Annotated in this window: 22 protein-coding genes; 12 read left to right on the plus strand and 10 right to left on the minus strand. The window is 42.3% G+C overall.

Annotated elements, in window-relative coordinates:
* Nucleotides 1–81 precede the first annotated feature (81 nt).
* From VME0621_RS01565 to VME0621_RS01575, 3 genes are all read right to left on the minus strand, one after another.
* On the minus strand, nucleotides 82–651 hold the full coding sequence (locus VME0621_RS01565) for a YceI family protein (protein ID WP_006072812.1): 570 nt from the start codon (nucleotides 649–651) through the stop codon (nucleotides 82–84).
* Nucleotides 648–1,190 (minus strand): cytochrome b, encoded by a 543-nt coding sequence (locus VME0621_RS01570; RefSeq protein ID WP_062458828.1) that lies wholly within the window; start codon nucleotides 1,188–1,190, stop codon nucleotides 648–650. The genes VME0621_RS01565 and VME0621_RS01570 overlap by 4 nt, the downstream gene beginning before the upstream one ends.
* 160 nt (nucleotides 1,191–1,350) lie before the next feature.
* Entirely contained in the window at nucleotides 1,351–1,587 is a 237-nt protein-coding gene (locus VME0621_RS01575; RefSeq protein ID WP_062458831.1) for a DUF2164 domain-containing protein, read from the minus strand.
* 193 nt (nucleotides 1,588–1,780) lie between these two features.
* On the opposite strand from VME0621_RS01575, the gene VME0621_RS01580 reads away from it, so the two are divergent.
* From VME0621_RS01580 to VME0621_RS01595, 4 genes are all read left to right on the plus strand, one after another.
* Entirely contained in the window at nucleotides 1,781–2,425 is a 645-nt protein-coding gene (locus tag VME0621_RS01580) for a helix-turn-helix domain-containing protein (protein ID WP_062458834.1), read from the plus strand.
* A 34-nt stretch (nucleotides 2,426–2,459) separates the two neighbouring features.
* Nucleotides 2,460–3,092, plus strand: a complete 633-nt coding sequence (locus VME0621_RS01585; protein WP_062458842.1) for a hypothetical protein — start codon at nucleotides 2,460–2,462, stop codon at nucleotides 3,090–3,092.
* Between the two features lie 86 nt (nucleotides 3,093–3,178).
* Entirely contained in the window at nucleotides 3,179–3,967 is a 789-nt protein-coding gene (locus tag VME0621_RS01590; protein ID WP_062458845.1) for a lipase family protein, read from the plus strand.
* 313 nt (nucleotides 3,968–4,280) lie between these two features.
* Nucleotides 4,281–5,072, plus strand: coding sequence for an EAL domain-containing protein (locus tag VME0621_RS01595; RefSeq protein ID WP_062458846.1), 792 nt, complete (start codon nucleotides 4,281–4,283; stop codon nucleotides 5,070–5,072).
* Here the strand turns inward: VME0621_RS01595 and VME0621_RS01600 are convergent.
* A complete protein-coding gene (locus VME0621_RS01600) occupies nucleotides 5,069–5,851 on the minus strand; it encodes a hypothetical protein (protein ID WP_062458849.1) in 783 nt (260 codons plus the stop codon). The two genes, VME0621_RS01595 and VME0621_RS01600, sit on opposite strands and share 4 nt — an antisense overlap.
* Nucleotides 5,852–6,032: 181 nt before the next feature.
* Between VME0621_RS01600 and VME0621_RS01605 the strand changes: the two genes are divergently transcribed.
* Genes VME0621_RS01605 through VME0621_RS01615 form a run of 3 tightly spaced genes read left to right on the plus strand, consistent with a single transcriptional unit; the run spans nucleotide 6,033 to nucleotide 7,519 of the window.
* Entirely contained in the window at nucleotides 6,033–6,725 is a 693-nt protein-coding gene (locus VME0621_RS01605; protein WP_082795511.1) for an AzlC family ABC transporter permease, read from the plus strand.
* On the plus strand, nucleotides 6,722–7,039 hold the full coding sequence (locus tag VME0621_RS01610) for an AzlD domain-containing protein (protein ID WP_006072821.1): 318 nt from the start codon (nucleotides 6,722–6,724) through the stop codon (nucleotides 7,037–7,039). The genes VME0621_RS01605 and VME0621_RS01610 overlap by 4 nt, the downstream gene beginning before the upstream one ends.
* Before the next feature lie 15 nt (nucleotides 7,040–7,054).
* Nucleotides 7,055–7,519, plus strand: coding sequence for a DUF3429 domain-containing protein (locus tag VME0621_RS01615; RefSeq protein WP_062458855.1), 465 nt, complete (start codon nucleotides 7,055–7,057; stop codon nucleotides 7,517–7,519).
* A 22-nt stretch (nucleotides 7,520–7,541) separates the two neighbouring features.
* Here the strand turns inward: VME0621_RS01615 and VME0621_RS01620 are convergent, their stop codons facing one another.
* On the minus strand, nucleotides 7,542–7,919 hold the full coding sequence (locus VME0621_RS01620) for a nitrous oxide-stimulated promoter family protein (RefSeq protein WP_038226764.1): 378 nt from the start codon (nucleotides 7,917–7,919) through the stop codon (nucleotides 7,542–7,544).
* A gap of 1 nt (nucleotide 7,920) precedes the next feature.
* Entirely contained in the window at nucleotides 7,921–8,400 is a 480-nt protein-coding gene (locus VME0621_RS01625; protein WP_031496709.1) for a LabA-like NYN domain-containing protein, read from the minus strand.
* 122 nt (nucleotides 8,401–8,522) lie between these two features.
* Here VME0621_RS01625 and VME0621_RS01630 point away from each other — a divergent pair, with 122 nt between their 5' ends.
* Entirely contained in the window at nucleotides 8,523–8,984 is a 462-nt protein-coding gene (locus VME0621_RS01630) for a DUF4174 domain-containing protein (RefSeq protein WP_038226762.1), read from the plus strand.
* A 3-nt stretch (nucleotides 8,985–8,987) separates the two neighbouring features.
* On the opposite strand, the gene VME0621_RS01635 is transcribed toward VME0621_RS01630, so the two are convergent.
* Together VME0621_RS01635 and VME0621_RS01640 are read right to left on the minus strand one after the other, a co-directional pair.
* Nucleotides 8,988–9,647 (minus strand): potassium channel family protein, encoded by a 660-nt coding sequence (locus VME0621_RS01635; protein WP_038226760.1) that lies wholly within the window; start codon nucleotides 9,645–9,647, stop codon nucleotides 8,988–8,990.
* Nucleotides 9,648–9,664: 17 nt separating this feature from the next.
* A complete protein-coding gene (locus VME0621_RS01640; protein ID WP_062458858.1) occupies nucleotides 9,665–10,183 on the minus strand; it encodes an NUDIX hydrolase in 519 nt (172 codons plus the stop codon).
* A 188-nt stretch (nucleotides 10,184–10,371) separates the two neighbouring features.
* On the opposite strand from VME0621_RS01640, the gene VME0621_RS01645 reads away from it, so the two are divergent.
* The gene (locus VME0621_RS01645) at nucleotides 10,372–11,856 is read left to right on the plus strand and encodes a DUF3943 domain-containing protein (RefSeq protein WP_062458861.1); all 1,485 of its coding nucleotides are present in this window, start codon (nucleotides 10,372–10,374) and stop codon (nucleotides 11,854–11,856) included.
* A 209-nt stretch (nucleotides 11,857–12,065) separates the two neighbouring features.
* Nucleotides 12,066–12,323 carry a putative hemolysin gene (locus VME0621_RS01650; protein ID WP_006072829.1) on the plus strand — a complete coding sequence of 86 codons (258 nt, stop codon included), beginning with the start codon at nucleotides 12,066–12,068 and terminating at the stop codon, nucleotides 12,321–12,323.
* Between the two features lie 69 nt (nucleotides 12,324–12,392).
* Here the strand turns inward: VME0621_RS01650 and tdh are convergent, their stop codons facing one another.
* Nucleotides 12,393–13,424: an L-threonine 3-dehydrogenase gene (tdh, locus tag VME0621_RS01655; protein WP_006072830.1), complete on the minus strand. Its 1,032-nt coding sequence runs from the start codon at nucleotides 13,422–13,424 to the stop codon at nucleotides 12,393–12,395.
* A gap of 52 nt (nucleotides 13,425–13,476) precedes the next feature.
* Nucleotides 13,477–14,670, minus strand: a complete 1,194-nt coding sequence (locus tag VME0621_RS01660) for a glycine C-acetyltransferase (RefSeq protein WP_006072831.1) — start codon at nucleotides 14,668–14,670, stop codon at nucleotides 13,477–13,479.
* Between the two features lie 165 nt (nucleotides 14,671–14,835).
* Between VME0621_RS01660 and VME0621_RS01665 the strand changes: the two genes are divergently transcribed.
* Together VME0621_RS01665 and gloA2 are read left to right on the plus strand one after the other, a co-directional pair.
* The gene (locus tag VME0621_RS01665) at nucleotides 14,836–15,759 is read left to right on the plus strand and encodes a LysR family transcriptional regulator (protein WP_062458864.1); all 924 of its coding nucleotides are present in this window, start codon (nucleotides 14,836–14,838) and stop codon (nucleotides 15,757–15,759) included.
* A gap of 22 nt (nucleotides 15,760–15,781) precedes the next feature.
* Nucleotides 15,782–16,168, plus strand: coding sequence for an SMU1112c/YaeR family gloxylase I-like metalloprotein (gene gloA2 / locus VME0621_RS01670; RefSeq protein ID WP_062458867.1), 387 nt, complete (start codon nucleotides 15,782–15,784; stop codon nucleotides 16,166–16,168).
* Nucleotides 16,169–16,409 lie beyond the last annotated feature (241 nt).

The following is a 16,409-nucleotide window of genomic DNA, read 5'->3' on the forward strand; positions in this document are numbered from 1 at the left end:
TTTTTGATTTAGTTTGGTTCACAAAAAAGCCCCTTTAAAAAGGGGCTTGAAAAATCAAATTAGTATGCTGATAAGAAATGGTTATTTCTTCACGCCTTCTACGTGAAGTTCCATGTCAACATAGCTTGAATCGCCCATGACTGGAATCTTGAAGTCAGCCAATTCTAAACGCGTAGTACCATTAAAGCCTGCACGCTCGCCACCCCAAGGGTCTTGTCCTGCTCCGATAAACTCTGCTTCAATCGTGATTGGTTGTGTTACACCGTGAAGTGTTAGGTCGCCCATCACGTCAAGTTTGCCGTCACCCTTGTCTTTTACACCAGTACTTTTAAACGTTGCTTCAGAGAACTTGCTTGCATCGATGAAGTCTGAACTGCGGATGTGCTTGTCACGCTCAGCATGGTTTGAATCTAAGCTTGTCGTATCAACAACGACTTCTACTGCTGATGCGTCAATGTTTGCTGGATCATAGCTGAACTCGCCTGAAAAGTTGTTGAATCTACCTTTAATAAAACTATAACCAAGGTGACTCACTTTAAAGTTAATAGAGGCGTGTGCACCCTTCGTATCAATTACATAGTCTGCAGCATTTGCACCTAGCGGCAACATCATTGCCACTGCCATTCCTGTAGCGATTAGTGTCTTTTTCATTTCGAAACTCCTAACATTTTTCGAAGAGTATTATCTTTGTTAATAAAGTGATGTTTTAACGCGGCTAGTGCATGTCCAGCGGCGGCAATAATAACGAACCAAGCAGCATAAAAGTGAACTTCGCCCGCTATGTCAGATTGGTTAGCAAACAACTCACCTGCACCAGGTACAGTGAACCAATCAAATACTTCTATGCCCCTACCATCTGAGGTAGAGATTAAATAGCCACTGACGAATATAACGACCAGAGCTAGATACATCAGTAAGTGGCCAACTTTTGCACCTAATTGTTCAATAGCGTGGCCTTCAATTTTTGGCGTGGCAGTGACACTTTTCCAAAGAAGACGAAAAACCGTCAAACCAGCTAAGAGAATACCTATCGACTTATGCCAATGAGGAGCTGTTTTGTACCACTCGCTGTAGTAGGTTAAGTCAACCATCCATAACCCAACGGCAAACATTCCTATAATCACAATCGCAGAAAGCCAATGCAGTGCTCTCGCAATAGGGTTATAGTTTTTTACTTCGTTTCCAGTCATTACCAATTCCGTTATTTGATATTGCATCTCATTTAGTATCTTAACAACCATACAACCTTTGAGATACAGTATTTACCTAAATTGACACTTTAACGATAATCACTCTTTGATAATGTTCTTCAGTTTTTTCGAACAAGATATTTATCTATCAATTAGTCACTTAGCTATCTTCTGGCATTTCTATCTCATATAACTCATCACTAATGTCCATAATTTTCCGTTCAAGTACCTGTTTGGCATCATCTAACCCCTTGTTATAGAAGGCGGGACCTAGTTTTTTGATTAGGAAATCTAGTAAAAACTCACCATCGAACTGCCCTAAGTCATGGTCAAGTTCATCACTAAAATAGGTTTGTAAATCACTAATGAGCTCTGCTCTTTTTTTGCTATCGAACATGTTATTCCTAATTATTTGTTACAATTAAAGGGTTAACTATAACACTGCTTGAGTTAAGGCAAGTATTCCGCAGTGGATCCCAGTCCCGCTTTCACAATTTTCCACGCAAGTCTCATAATCTTTGATTATTTTCCTTATAAGTTTCATTTTTGAAACCCATAAACTATGATAAAGACAATTTTATGGAGGAAGCATGACCGACGGATATCAAGAACGCATTTCTACACTGCTAAAAGAGAAAAATATTACCAATAACGAGTTGGCAGAAGCGATCGGAAAAGGTAAAGCCACAATAGGACGTTACCTCACTAAAGGCCCAACACGTACTTATCCGTCCATTGAAGATCTTTCATTAATCGCTGATTATTTTAAAGTGCAAGCACATTGGCTTTGCTTCGGTGTTGGCGACAAACACACAGATGCTGAAGATATTACCCATGCAGCAAACCAAAGTGCGATCACTGTTGCGGTGTATAATCGTACAGAGGTTAATGCATTATTAAGCGGCGAAACGCCTCCTTCAGTTGGCTCTATACCTGTTCCTCCTGAATACAAAGAGTGTTTTGGTGTAATGTACCCAGTTACTGGGTCAGTCTCCTATAAATGGGATTGTATCGCGCTTGTAAATCCTAATAAGGCTTGGGTTAACGATGACATCGTGTTAGCAAGACTTCCAGGTAACCCCTATCCGGATTTTTTCACGCTTGTTAAAGTGGGTACTATCATCCATGTCTGGTATGGCGATGACACAACCAAGAATGCGATCCATCAAGTTAGTGATAATGACATTGACGTGTTAGGTGTCGTGCGTTGGGGTACTTGGGAAAAACGAATCTAATAAAGACTCCGTTTCAAGGAAGAAGGATTTTTCATTGTTGCAAGATATCGTAGTTCATAGTATTCGCAACTTTCAAGCAGACTGCCAAAAGCTCTGCCACCAGCACTACCCTGCGGTTCATAATGGTGGAATGACCGAACATCACCTTGGACTCGCATTCGCTAGAAGAGTTTCCGCAAGCTTTATGAGCTTGGGACATGAGGCAACACTAGCACCGTTAGATTCGAGAAACGATTCAGCAAGCTCATGTAATTATCGGGTCAGTTCTTCTTTGGGGACTATTTGGATAATCACTCATCATTTCATTAATGCCAACTCTGCAAGTAAAGAGCGCCTATTTACTCACCTTCAACAATGGCAAGCAGAGAATCATTACGCCATTCAATCTAAGGATATTTTGGTAGTTGTCGCCGACCACTGGATCAATCGATGTGCTCAAAGCAGAGGAATTATCCATTGGTGGCAAAATACACTGCCACACGATCTCGACAGTTATGTCCGCCAAGGAGTTAAATTGCTTGAGGCAGATAGTTCACTTAGTGGTTCACTTCGAAATCGACTTGCGATGACACCTAACTATATTAACTTCACTCATCCCTTAAAACGGACAGCCAACCAAGAGCCAGTATTAAAGTACGTTCAGCTCTACGCCATTATTTATCCATAACCCCCTTTGTTTTTCATGGTAGTTGTCATCAAACTTTAACTACAATTTCTCATAGTGGTTCCGTTACTAACCAAACCAGAGTTGAAGTGAAAAGTCTCAAACGATACCAATATGAAAAATACGCTGTGTTGTGTAACTTGGCATACCCTCGAGTATTCAAACAAACACGCTACGGTTTCGATCCTAACGGACAACGAATTGTCGCCAATAGATCTGGAAAAACCGTCGTTCGTATTCTGTGGAGCCAAAACAAAGAAGAAGCGGTCATCGTAATTAAAGGCTCTCACAGTCCTACTGATTGGTTATTAAACTTCGCTATGTGGCAAAGAAGCTGTCGACACTTTGGGCTCAACTACTCCATCCACGCAGGCTTTCACTTTATTCTTAACCAAGAAAGCCAACCCACACACAAAAAAGACCAATTAGGTCTTTCTGTATTCGAACGCACGATGGGCATCGCTTCTGAGTTGATTGAGAATGGTAAACGTATCGCGATTACAGGTCATTCCTCTGGTGGCGCGATCGGATGTATTATTGCTGATGCACTTGAACAAAAATACCCTAAGTCGATAAAACGCATTGTTACGTTTGGCCAACCTGCTATTGGGGGTTATGGATTTAAAAGACGTTTTAAATTAGCCCATAAAACCTACAGAATATGTTGTGACCTCGACGTAGTCACGTTTTTACCACCCATTCCATTCGCATACTGGCACGTGGGAAAAATGTTATGGCTCTACAACGGGCGCATTTATGAAAACACACCTTCATTAGTGAGATTCGGGCGCTCATTAATATCCTGGTTAGTCCGGCCTTTTTCTTATCATTTAATGAGTAAATACATAAGGAACAAGGATTTCTTTGATGAGCGTTAAAATGAGATGTATTTCAAAAAAAACAGACAAATCTCCAAAAAGTTAATCGATTACATTTATCAATACTATTGCTATCGCAAATATGAGACAGATCAATGTAGTTAAGGTTATTAGCCGAGTTTTGTCTGCTTTTTATACACGATTTCATCAAATTATAAACACTGACACTGATTCACTTTCAAAAAACGTTAATAGTTCACACTGACTTAGCCAATAATAGTGATATTTATCACAGATATCATTCAGTTACTGAATTTGACATCCGTGATCAGCGTGCCATCATAGTTTGAATTTCATTTATAAAACGCTGTAAATGCTACTAACCGATAAACATCAATTTTCCCAACGGATTAGACTCGATCGTTCCGGGTGCTGTATTGCAACCTATAAACACTTGACCTTAAAAAGTGTGTTTCAGCCTATATTCAATATAAGAAATGAAATAATCGGTATGGAAGCATTGGTTCGCTTGTTTGATCAAAATGACGAACCAATTCCACCCAATCTATTTTTCCAGAATGATGAAATTTCATTAGCCGATCAGCTCAACGTGGACAGATTGAGCCGTGCCATTCATTTGCGTAACTTTAGTATGTCCTTGTACAACAACAGACTTATATTCCTCAATTTTCTACCGATATCCAGTGAAAGGCTGGCGGCTGAAGGATTAAAATCATCGTTGTTAATGTCTCGACTTAAAGCACTGCAAATCGATAATAAAAGAGTCGTTGTCGAGCTTGTGGAATTAACGGCCTTTAGTGCGAGAACATTGGCTTCAGCTGCTCACCAGCTAAGTAATGAAGATTTTTTGATTGCTATCGACGATTTTGGATGTAAAGAATCAAGTCCTGAAAGGGTCAAACAAGTTAAACCTAATATACTAAAATTGGACCGTCAGTTGTTAATTGAGTATATGGATGGAAATCAACGTCCCCTACTCACGGGTTTAAAACTTGCTAGACAATCAGGGGCCAAGACCGTCATAGAGGGCGTAGAGACCGCTGAACAGCTCGTTGCAATGAAAGCGCTGAAGATAGATTTCTATCAAGGATATCACCTGGCTATGCCAACTGCTTTGCTTCCTCGATTGCAACAAGTGGTTTAAAACCGTTTACCTAACATAAACGTCACGCCCTCTCTCGTCTTACCGCTCTGCGCCATTAACGAGGCCTCCCAGTTATCACTGAACTCTTTTTGCATTCCAACCATTGTCGACCATCTACTTGATGTTTGTTTGGCACTAAATCGGATATCTGCAAGCTGTCCTTTAAGTTGCCTTTGATAATCTTGGTACTGTCCCCCGACTACGACTTTCCAACCGCTGTCCCCAATATTAAACCCTACTAACGGAGTCACCACCAAAGCATCCAAATCGACACCCACACCGGAGACAGCTGTAGAGACATATTGTGCATCTATGGTCGTAAAAAACTGTTTATGCCCATACGCTAAGGTTGTACCTATCGATGTAATGGTCGACGTCGTTGCCATCCCATTAAGTTCCAGCTTTGCAATATTGTCGTTAAGTAAGTCATTAACACCAATAGATATGTCCGATGTGGTTATCGCTTTGCCTATCATGGCGTTAAAGCCCCAAAACGGCAGCAACCATACATCACCTCTCACCGCAATAATACTCGTTGTATTTACCGTTTGACTTGCTCCGTCGGGCAGTAAGTCCCCTACCGATTCACCGTCAACTTTAAAGTCGCTCAAGTTCATTAAGTCTTCTTGCTGATGAGTAAACAAAGATATCCCGATCGGTTTGGGCAGCCTAATTCCAACGCTACGTACTCGATCTCCAAAGAAAGGCAGAGTACGGCCAAAATCTTCGTCCTTTACTTTTAAATGAGACGAAACGGCTGATTCATTGGCTAGGGCCATGGTGCTTATCAATGTCAAACAGAAAACAAGGTTGCGCATGAAATTAGATGGAGCTCTAGAGATATTAAGGGAGCAAGATATTATCAGGTCATCAAATACAAAAATAATTTTGATTTCATATATCTACACACTTGAAAATTGACATTCCAAATACAATCTCTTGCTTACAAAGGAGTGTTATATGGAAAGTTCTACAACTAAATTCAAGAGGCTCATCCAAGGAACCATAGCGATGATGCCGCTCAGTCTAGCGGTGGTACCATGGGGGTTTCTAGCAGGTTCATTTGCTATTGATTCTGGTTTATCACCACTAGAAGGACAAGCGATGAGCGCAATTCTGTTTGCTGGAGCGGCTCAACTTGTTGCTATGGGGATGATCAAGTCTGGCGCGACCTTGTTAGCTATGGTCATCACCATTTTCTTTATTACCTCTCGACATTTTTTATATGGCCTCTCAATGAGAAACCATATTTCTGTCTTACCGTTACGTTGGCGAGTCGTGCTCGGTTTCTTGCTCACTGATGAGCTTTTCGCTCTTTGCGGCCACCACGATCCTAAAAAGTTTGATCGTTGGTACGCACTCGGAGCGGGGCTATCATTTTATTTGATATGGAATATCGCTACCTTCGTCGGTATCGTCATAGGATCCCAAATACCAGATTTACAGCAATACGGTTTAGAGTTCGCGGTAGCGGCAACGTTCATCGCTATTGTAGTGCCAAACATAAAAACGACGCCAATTTTCCTAGCAGCATTGTCAGCTCTTTTGGCATCTGTCGCGTTTGCCGCGCTTGATATTGGTATGGGTTTAGTATTGGCAAGCCTAATTGGAATGACAGTGGGTTATGTGAGTGAAGAGAGACTCAAACGATGACGTATTTAGTTATTTTAGTGTTGACCGCCGTAGTATTTATAAGTCGTTATTTGTTCTTAGAACCTAAAGTACCGTTGCGGTTGAGTAGTTCTGCTCAGCGATTTTTAAGTTACGCGAGTCCTGCTGTTCTAACCGCTATTTGGGGACCTATAGTATTTCTACCTCATGGAGAATTGTCACTTGCAGATAACTTACCTTATATGCTCGCCGCAACGTTTGCTGTTGCTATGGCATGGGTAACCAAAAATGTTTTATTAACGACAATAGTTAGCATCTTAGTATTTCTCGTCTTAAACTTGTTGATATTCAAGTAATAATAGGAAGCCACTATGATTGCTAAGGAGCGACTCCAACTTGCAAAGATGATGAACTGTTTGGGCTATCTCGGATTAATCCCCTTTGCGCTTTGTATCGCTAGTTTTAATGCCAATGCAGAACTTTTCGGCATAAATACCAGAATAGTCTTCATCGCGTACAGTGGAATTATATTGAGCTTTTTGTGTGGCATTCTGTGGTCACATGCCTTGTCTGGCGAAAACAAACCACTGTCGCTGCCTATGCTTTTACTCAGCAATCTGATTTGTTTGATGGCTTGGCTGGTTATTTTGATTGCTCCACAACAGTTTCAGCTAGCATTAGTAGTATCAATGGTGGGGTATATCTGTGTTTGGGCCGTAGAAAAAGCCAAGTTATCTACGGCAGGTTCATCCTTCCCTTCAACCTACTCGACTCTGCGCAATCATTTAACATTGGGTGTCCTTGTTTCACACGTTATTGCGCTCGCAGGCTCATAATTCCATTAGCAATCCAACGCGCTTACTTAACTTTACGCTTCGCGCGATTAGACTGCCCCGCCTCGGGCTTCTTAGGAACCTCTCTTCTCTCGTGTAAAAGGTGTCGAATTGATAAGATCGGGTGTGGCAGTAACATTCTTGGTCCAGAATAAACCATGACTTCTTTCATCTGAGCTTTAGGTTCTGGTTTATAGCAGTGTATTGGACATTTATTACAGGTCGGTTTTGACTCACCATATGGACAACGATCAAGTTTCGTCTCAGCATAGACCAGCAATGATTTGCAATCTTCACACAACTCATCATTACTTCCATGATGCTTTTTGCAATAAATGCGCATCATTGCAGAAACTGTTTTGAACTCTGTGGCCAGTGCGCCTACGAGAAGCTTACTTTTCATTCTACTGACCTATCAACAAATCAGAATCAATTTCAATATAGTCGTCAGCTGCTTGGATTAGGTTATTGGCCGTCAACGATCTCACACCAGCTACCGTAACTTTGGTGTTGAATCTCTGTTGAATACGTTCCACCAAAACTTGAAAGTCGCCATCTCCAGATATCAGGACGATTCTATCTACACTATTTGCGGTTTCGTACACATCCAAAGCCAACCCTACATCCCAATCTCCTTTTGCGCTGCCATCTAAACGCTGAATAAAGGGCTTTAGCTGAACATTAAAACCAATGCCTCTTAAAATGTGATGAAACTGCCTTTGCTTAGGATCAGTTGACGAAATGGCGTAGGCTCTCGCAATGTCAATTCGATAACTTTGGCTCAGCTTAGCCCAAAGCGCATTGTAGTCAAAGCGGCGACCGAACGCCTGACGAGTGGTGTAGTAGACATTTTGTACATCTACAAATATCGCTATTGATTCCATAATGAACATCTTTATCATTTTGCCGTCCATGATACCAGAAATCATGTTTGATTGTTTTAGCAATAGAAAACTCAATTGCTAAACTTAACGTATAACCACTGAGATAGCTTTAGGAGGTAACGATGAGAAATGTTGGACTAATCGCTCTGTTGACATTGTTGAGCGGCACCGCCTGTGGTTATCCAGAATATGGGTCAAAGCGCTCTGGAGAGGTTCATTACGATATGTCGCATCGTAGCGTTATGTACTTTGCACCCAGCAATGACGACAAAGTGAAGGAGTTTTTGCTGGGTACTCTTACTAATGAGTGCTCGTTAGACGAAAGAGATGTAGTTACTCTGGTTATTACCGAGGATGGTTTCTCCTCCCCTGCATGGGTTAAAGAGACGTTTGACTACTCCACACTGATCAAAATGTATGGAATCAACAAAGGCGAGCATGCAGCTGTTCTAATCGGTAAAGATGGCTCGGAAAAACTTCGCTGGGGAGCAAAAACAGATTGGGCCTTAGTAAAGGAAACCATTGATGCTATGCCAATGAGGCAAGCTGAAATGAAAAGAGCAGCCAGTCGCTGCTCTATCTGAGTACTAATGGACTTCCTTTTGGGACAGATGGCTGCTCACTAAACTTGCAACCATTATCGCTAGATAGAAGCTACCCGTAATTGATTCTAGAAACACAAAAAACTTCGGAATCGCAAGTGCTGGAGAGATGTCTCCATAGCCAACAGTCGTTAATGTGATAAAACTAAAATAGATGACTTCGAAAAGGTTATCCAGCCATGGCTTCGCCTCCAAACCGTTAAAGGGAGCAACGAACAGCTCAAGCTGAATCAGGTAGATAAATGCAAATGACAAACCAAAAAGCAAGTAAACGCAAATAGAGCCCACAATCTGATTTAGCGTAACTTTCTTAGGAGTCATCACCTGCTTCAGCGCGGAAAAGGTTTGCGCTAAAACGAAGAACAGCATTGCAAACATGGTGATGAGGGACAGGTCATAGTCTTCAAATATAGAGATACTACCTGAAATCACGACCACAGTTATCATCACCGCATACCAAGATCGATAAAATGTCTGTTTTCTGTGTACGCCGACGATCGACGTACTCATACAAAGGATGAGTAACGCGAGAACATAGTCTTGAGCTTCATCTTTAAATTGATGAACGACCGCACTTAAGAAAAACAATACCAACAGAGAACCAAGCAAGAAAAAGAAATTGTCGTCTTTAGTCATCAATTTCATTGTTTAATCCCTTAGCTCTATAGCATTTCTTTTGCGATCAAGTGTAGCAAGTAGGTTTCCCTTTCAATGCTCATCCCTTTTTTATCGCTTTCTGCAATGGTCTTTTCATTAAAGGCGATTGCCTCGTGGATGTTTATCCAAACCGCTTTCATACCGTTCTTTACTTCATAATCTTCGTAAGCAGTCGCACCAAGCTCTCGGTCGACTTTGCATGAATAACAGTAAGAAATCATGTGCATTACATCAGCATCATCTTTATACCATGGACGAAATTCTTCATAAATTCCAAAAGGCTTTATGGAATGGATATTTTGGGCACCCGTTTCTTCTTCTAGTTCTCTCACCATACCTGCAATAACGTCCTCGCCTTCATCTAATCCACCGCCCGGAAGAGAGTAATCATGATAACGCTCAGTAAACAACAGCAAAATATTTTCACCATCAATCGCAATAGCGCGAGTTGCATTACGTTTGATAATCTTTTTGTCATCGAGATGTTCAATATCAGGATGAATAGCCGTGGTAATTTGTCTCACTTGTAACCTGCTAACCTATGAAATATTGCGAGAAGTCTATCACAAAAACATTCATTTACACTTAGACACAGTTTTGTCCTGACTAAATAAGCGACTAACATAAATGAACGCTGTATTATTGCTCCCTCGCTTAAAGGGACCTTAAGCAACTAATATTATAAATTCGTTTGCCAAGTTCCTCTTACAATATGAAACTTCAAAAATCGTTAATCGCATTATCCATCTTAGTCTCCGTTCCAACGACTTTCGCTCAAGATGACACATTATCCTCTGATAATCATAGTTCTGCTATTTCTCAGCAAGATTTTGTTCAACAAGCCATCGCAGAAGATCACAAGCTATCTGACTCAGGTCTCAGTTCAACTCAGTCTGCACAACTGAATAGCCTTGGATACCGTTCCATATCCACTAACAGTAGCTTTGAAGAGTTGCGTATAGCAAATGAGTCTGACAACCCAACAAACTTCTATGATTCTCCATATCGCGTTTCTCTGTTTAACCCTCAAAATGGCGAAGACAGTGAAAGGCTTTGGTCTCAAACTAAATCTATCTTTGCGTATGGCGTTGGTGTAGCAGGTGTCTTAGCACTGATGCCCGAATCTATTACTAACTGGGAAAAAGATGATATTCAATTAATGAATAAGTGGTGGGATAACGTGCGCTCGGGGCCTGTATGGGATCGCGATGATCACATTATCAACTACATCGGACACCCATATTTTGGTGGTGTTTATTACCAAGCTGCTCGAAAATCTGGTTATAGACAGTGGGATGCGTTTATGTATTCCACACTTATGTCCACCTTCTATTGGGAATATGGTATCGAAGCCTTTGCAGAAATCCCATCAATTCAAGATTTGGTCGTTACCCCTACCCTTGGCTGGGTATATGGTGAATGGGCATTCAATAAAGAAAAAGAAATTCGCTTACGAGGAGGGACTGTTTGGGGTTCTGATGCCCTAGGTTCAACAGCTTTGTTCTTCCTCGACCCTGTCGATAGTCTGGGGCGAGGCGTAAACAACATTGCAGGGCGCGAAGTAATTAAAGCTGGTACTGGTTTCGTCGGCGTTCATTCCAATGTCATGCGCAATGGTGAAGTAGAGACTAAGTACCAAATGCAAGTTAACTATGCCTTTGGTGCAGGTGAAACGGATGATAGCCTTAAACGTAGACAGAAAAAGAACTATCACCAGTACACAGACGACCCAGTTACCTACGGTATCGTTGGTGTGAGTGCCGGCTTTGCGTACCCGCAATTGGATAAAGAGCGTAACCTGAAAAACGACTTTGCACCTGCCTTCACATTGGGCTTGTACTTCACAGAGCAGTTCTCTACTCGCTTAGGCTATATGCAAGGAAATTATGAATCGACGGTAAGCAACGAAAAGCACATCTATGAGAACTATAGCCTAGATGTTCAGTACTACTTTATGCCTGGCAGCGCATTTAAACCTTATTTAAATGCCGGTGTAGGTGAAGCCATGTTGGATAAAGACCGCGATACTAAAAAGCTACAATGGAACATTGGTACCGGCGTTCACTATTCCCTCAATGCCAATTGGTCTCTACAGGCTGACTGGAAATACGCTTACCATCGTAATTCTGGTGCTCGAGACCAACTATGGGGAACTCGTCTTATCTACCGTTTTGGCGAAGGTAACAAGTATATTTAGCACTTTGAAGCGACTAAACGGTGAGTTTCATACTCACCGTTTTTGTTTTTATTTAATCAATGAAGCAACGTCTGTAGGAATTTTGGGAACGAAACGACAATTGACCTGTCATTCTCATAAAATATTGAATAATTTGACTCAATCAAAACACTTTTCCTTTGAAATCTCCTACACTTAACTCAAAGCGTGAATTCCAACTAGGAGAAAGAATGAAAAAGTTACAATGGGTGATTGGCGCATTAGCGGTGGGAGTTATGGCTGGTTGTGCGAGCGAGCCAGATAAATACGATGTAGACGAAATAACGGTTGAAAGTGACCCTGCTTATGTTTACTGCGTTGAGCAAGGGCATAAATTAGAAAGATTCTCAGAAGAAGGTAAACGTGTACCTTACTGCGTTATCTCTGACGACGAACGTTACACCGTTTGGGACTACTACGAAAATAGAGATAAAGAGCAAAACAATTAGTCGCTATTTATTAAATAAAAGAGCCAGAGATACTTCTCTGGCTCTTTTATTTCACTATATGCCCTGAAGTTATTCCCAATCGAGAATAACTTTCCCAGACTGCCCGCTACGCATGACGTCGAAGCCTTCTTGGAAATCATCAATCTTGTAATGGTGAGTGATAATTGGCGTCAGATCTAAGCCAGATTGAATCAAGCTTGCCATCTTATACCATGTTTCGAACATTTCACGGCCGTAGATACCTTTGATCACCAGACCTTTGAAGATCACTTGGTTCCAATCGATACCCATGTCTGATGGTGGAATACCTAGTAGTGCGATACGACCACCGTGGTTCATGGTTTCAAGCATTGAACTAAATGCCGCTTGAACACCAGACATTTCAAGACCTACATCGAAGCCTTCAGTCATGCCTAGTTCTGCCATCACATCTTTTAGGTTTTCTTTTGCAACGTTTACGGCACGTGTTACACCCATCTGTCTTGCAAGATCTAGACGGTATTCGTTAACGTCAGTAATAACTACGTGGCGCGCACCTACGTGCTTGGCAACCGCAGCGGCCATAATGCCGATAGGGCCAGCGCCCGTGATCAGTACATCTTCACCAACTAGGTCAAACGACAGCGCAGTGTGAACAGCGTTTCCGAACGGGTCAAAAATAGATGCTAGATCGTCAGAGATACCTTCAGGGATCTTAAACGCATTGAACGCTGGAATAACCAAGTATTCAGAGAACGCACCAGTGCGGTTTACACCAACACCAACTGTGTTGCGGCATAGGTGAGTACGACCGCCACGGCAGTTACGACAGTGTCCGCAAGTAATGTGACCCTCGCCAGATACGCGGTCGCCAATTTCGAAACCACGAACTTCTTGGCCAATACCAACTACTTCACCTACATATTCGTGGCCGACAACCATAGGAACAGGAATCGTGTTTTGTGACCACTCATCCCAGTTATAGATGTGTACATCAGTACCACAAATTGCCGTTTTCTTAATACGAATTAGAATGTCGTTGTGACCAAGTTCAGGCTTGTCCACTTCGGTCATCCAAATGCCTTGCTCAGGCTTTAGCTTAGATAGCGCTTTAATTTTCATAATGTAACCTTAAAGACAGGTTTCAGGTTCTAAACCTGAAACCCTAAAAACCTTAGATAAGACCCATATCCTTGCCAACTTCGATGAATGCATCGATAGCGCGGTCAAGTTGCTCACGAGAATGAGCCGCAGACATTTGAGTACGAATACGAGCTTGGCCCTTTGGTACTACTGGGAAAGAGAAACCAATAACGTAGATACCTTTCGCTAACGCACGCTCAGCAAACTCTGCAGCTACTTTTGCGTCGCCTAGCATGATTGGAATGATTGCGTGGTCGGCTCCACCCATAGTGAAACCTGCGCCTTCCATACGAGTACGGAAATGTGCTGCGTTCTCCCATAGGCGCTCACGTAGGTCACCACTCTCTTGTAGCAGGTCTAGAACACGGATAGACGCATTTACGATAGCTGGTGCTACAGAGTTAGAGAACAGGTATGGACGTGAACGCTGACGCAGCCAGTCAATCACTTCTTTCTTACCAGAAGTATAGCCACCTGACGCACCACCCATCGCTTTACCTAGCGTACCAGTGATAATGTCGATACGGTCTACAACGTCGTGGAACTCATGTGTACCCGCGCCGTTCTTACCCATGAAGCCAACTGCGTGAGAGTCATCAACCATCACTAGTGCATCGTACTTATCTGCCAAATCGCAGATTGCAGGAAGGTTTGCAACCACACCGTCCATCGAGAATACACCGTCAGTTACGATTAGCTTATGGCGAGCACCTGCTTCGTTAGCAGCGATCAGTTGCTGCTCAAGCTCTTCCATATTGTTATTAGAGTAACGGTAACGCATTGCTTTACACAAACGGACACCGTCAATGATAGAAGCGTGGTTTAGCGCATCAGAAATGATGGCATCTTCTTTACCCAAGATAGTTTCGAACAAACCTGTGTTTGCATCGAAGCATGATGTGTAAAGGATAGTGTCTTCTTTACCTAGGAATGTAGACAGTTTCTGCTCAAGTTCTTTGTGAATGTCTTGAGTACCACAGATAAAACGAACTGAAGCCATACCAAAGCCGTTTTTATCCATGCCCGCTTTACCAGCGTCGATAAGTGCAGGATGGTTTGCAAGGCCAAGATAGTTGTTCGCGCAGAAGTTTAGTACTTCTTCACCTGTTGAGATTTCAACAGCCGCTTGTTGTTGAGAAGTGATGATGCGCTCAGACTTGTAAAGTCCTTCAGCTTTTACTTCTTCAATTTGCTCTTGGATTTGCTTGTAAAACGCAGAAGACATAGTGGATTCCTTTTTCTATCCTATTTATCAATAGGTTATGTAGGGAGGTGATATTTACAGCGTATTGATTCGCCTTATATCTAGATTGGAATCATTTTAGTTCATTGTGGTGCAAACGATTATCCCTTAAGATGGAAAACCATTAGTGAATCTGAGGCAACAATAATGTTCAGCCATAAGTTATTGAGTTTACTACCTGACCTCGCGTCTTTTATTTTGGTGGTAAACGAAGGCAGCTTTACCGCCGCCTCAAAAAAGCTGGGGGTCACGCCATCCGCGCTATCTAAAACCATTACTCGTCTCGAAAGTGCACTATCGGCAAAGTTGTTTGAGCGTACTACACGCAAACTGGTTATCACTCAGGCTGGGCAAAAGGTTTACGACCAAAGTGTGTTAATGGTGAACGCGGCACAACAGGCCATTGACGTCTCTCAATCCGACCATACTGAGCCGAGCGGGTCTATTACAGTCGCCGCACCGGAAGCGTTTCTTAACTCAGTATTACAACCTTTTATTACTCCCTTCCTAGTGCGATATCCGGAGATTCAATTGAAAGTTCGCGCCGTTGATGGCGAAATCGACCTGTTGCGCATGGGCATCGACGTTGCATTCAAGCTCACTGACAAACCAGACGAAAACCTGGTCATGAAAGAGTTAGGACCAACCAACCTCGTACTGTGTGCCAGTCCCGATTACATTGCTAAGCGCGGACTGCCCCATACACCAAGTGATCTTGAACAACATGACTGCCTCTACCTTGCTGAAACGGAACGCGACAATATTTGGGATTTTCTCAAAGACGATGAGTTTCATACTGTGAAAGTAGCGGGATGCTATGCCATTAACCACTCTCAGATGCGCCTCCATGGCGTTAAGCAAGGTCTCGGCATCGGAATATTCCATGATTTTGTTATTTCTGAAGCCATAGAAGATGGCAGTGTTGTGCCCGTCCTCTCAGATTGGACCATTAAGAGTAACTACCATGGAGCTGTTGCACTCCAATACGCACAAACCAAATACATGCCGGCCCGCTTGCGTGTGTTTATTGACTATGTCGTCAAGGAACTACCTTCGAAGCTAACCAATTAACCAATCAACGACGGAAGACAAAATGCTTAATGGGATCCATCACACCGCCATCATTTGTTCCGACTACGAAAAATCGAAACACTTTTATGTCAACATACTAAAGCTGGAAATCATCGACGAGAACTACCGCGAACATCGAGACTCCTACAAATTGGATCTCGCCTTACCTGATGGCACGCAACTTGAGCTGTTCACTTTCCCTGGTGCACCTGATCGTCCTAGCTTTCCAGAGGCTAAGGGTTTAAGACATTTAGCGTTTAATGTCACCAAACTCGAGCAAATCGTCGATTATCTAGAAGCAAATGATATTGACGTAGAACCAATACGAATTGATGAATACACGGGTAAGCGTTTTACGTTTTTCCAAGATCCTGACGGTCTACCACTCGAACTATGTGAAGAGATCTAGAACTCAAGACCCACATATGGCAGAAAACCTGTTGTAGTTGCGCAACCTCTACACGAAATTACAACAGGTAATACCAGTGACATATATCACACCAAACAATCGCACCCGTTCAAACCCAGTCGATATCACCATATTTAATTTCCGAATCCATATATTAATTCACATAAGTACCCCTGTAAGGTTAATTTTACTAGTATCAGGGCATCTAAATGCGGCACTTTTTAACAATTTGATTACACTT

Source organism: Vibrio mediterranei (assembly GCF_900088415.1).
GTDB lineage: Bacteria > Pseudomonadota > Gammaproteobacteria > Enterobacterales > Vibrionaceae > Vibrio > Vibrio mediterranei.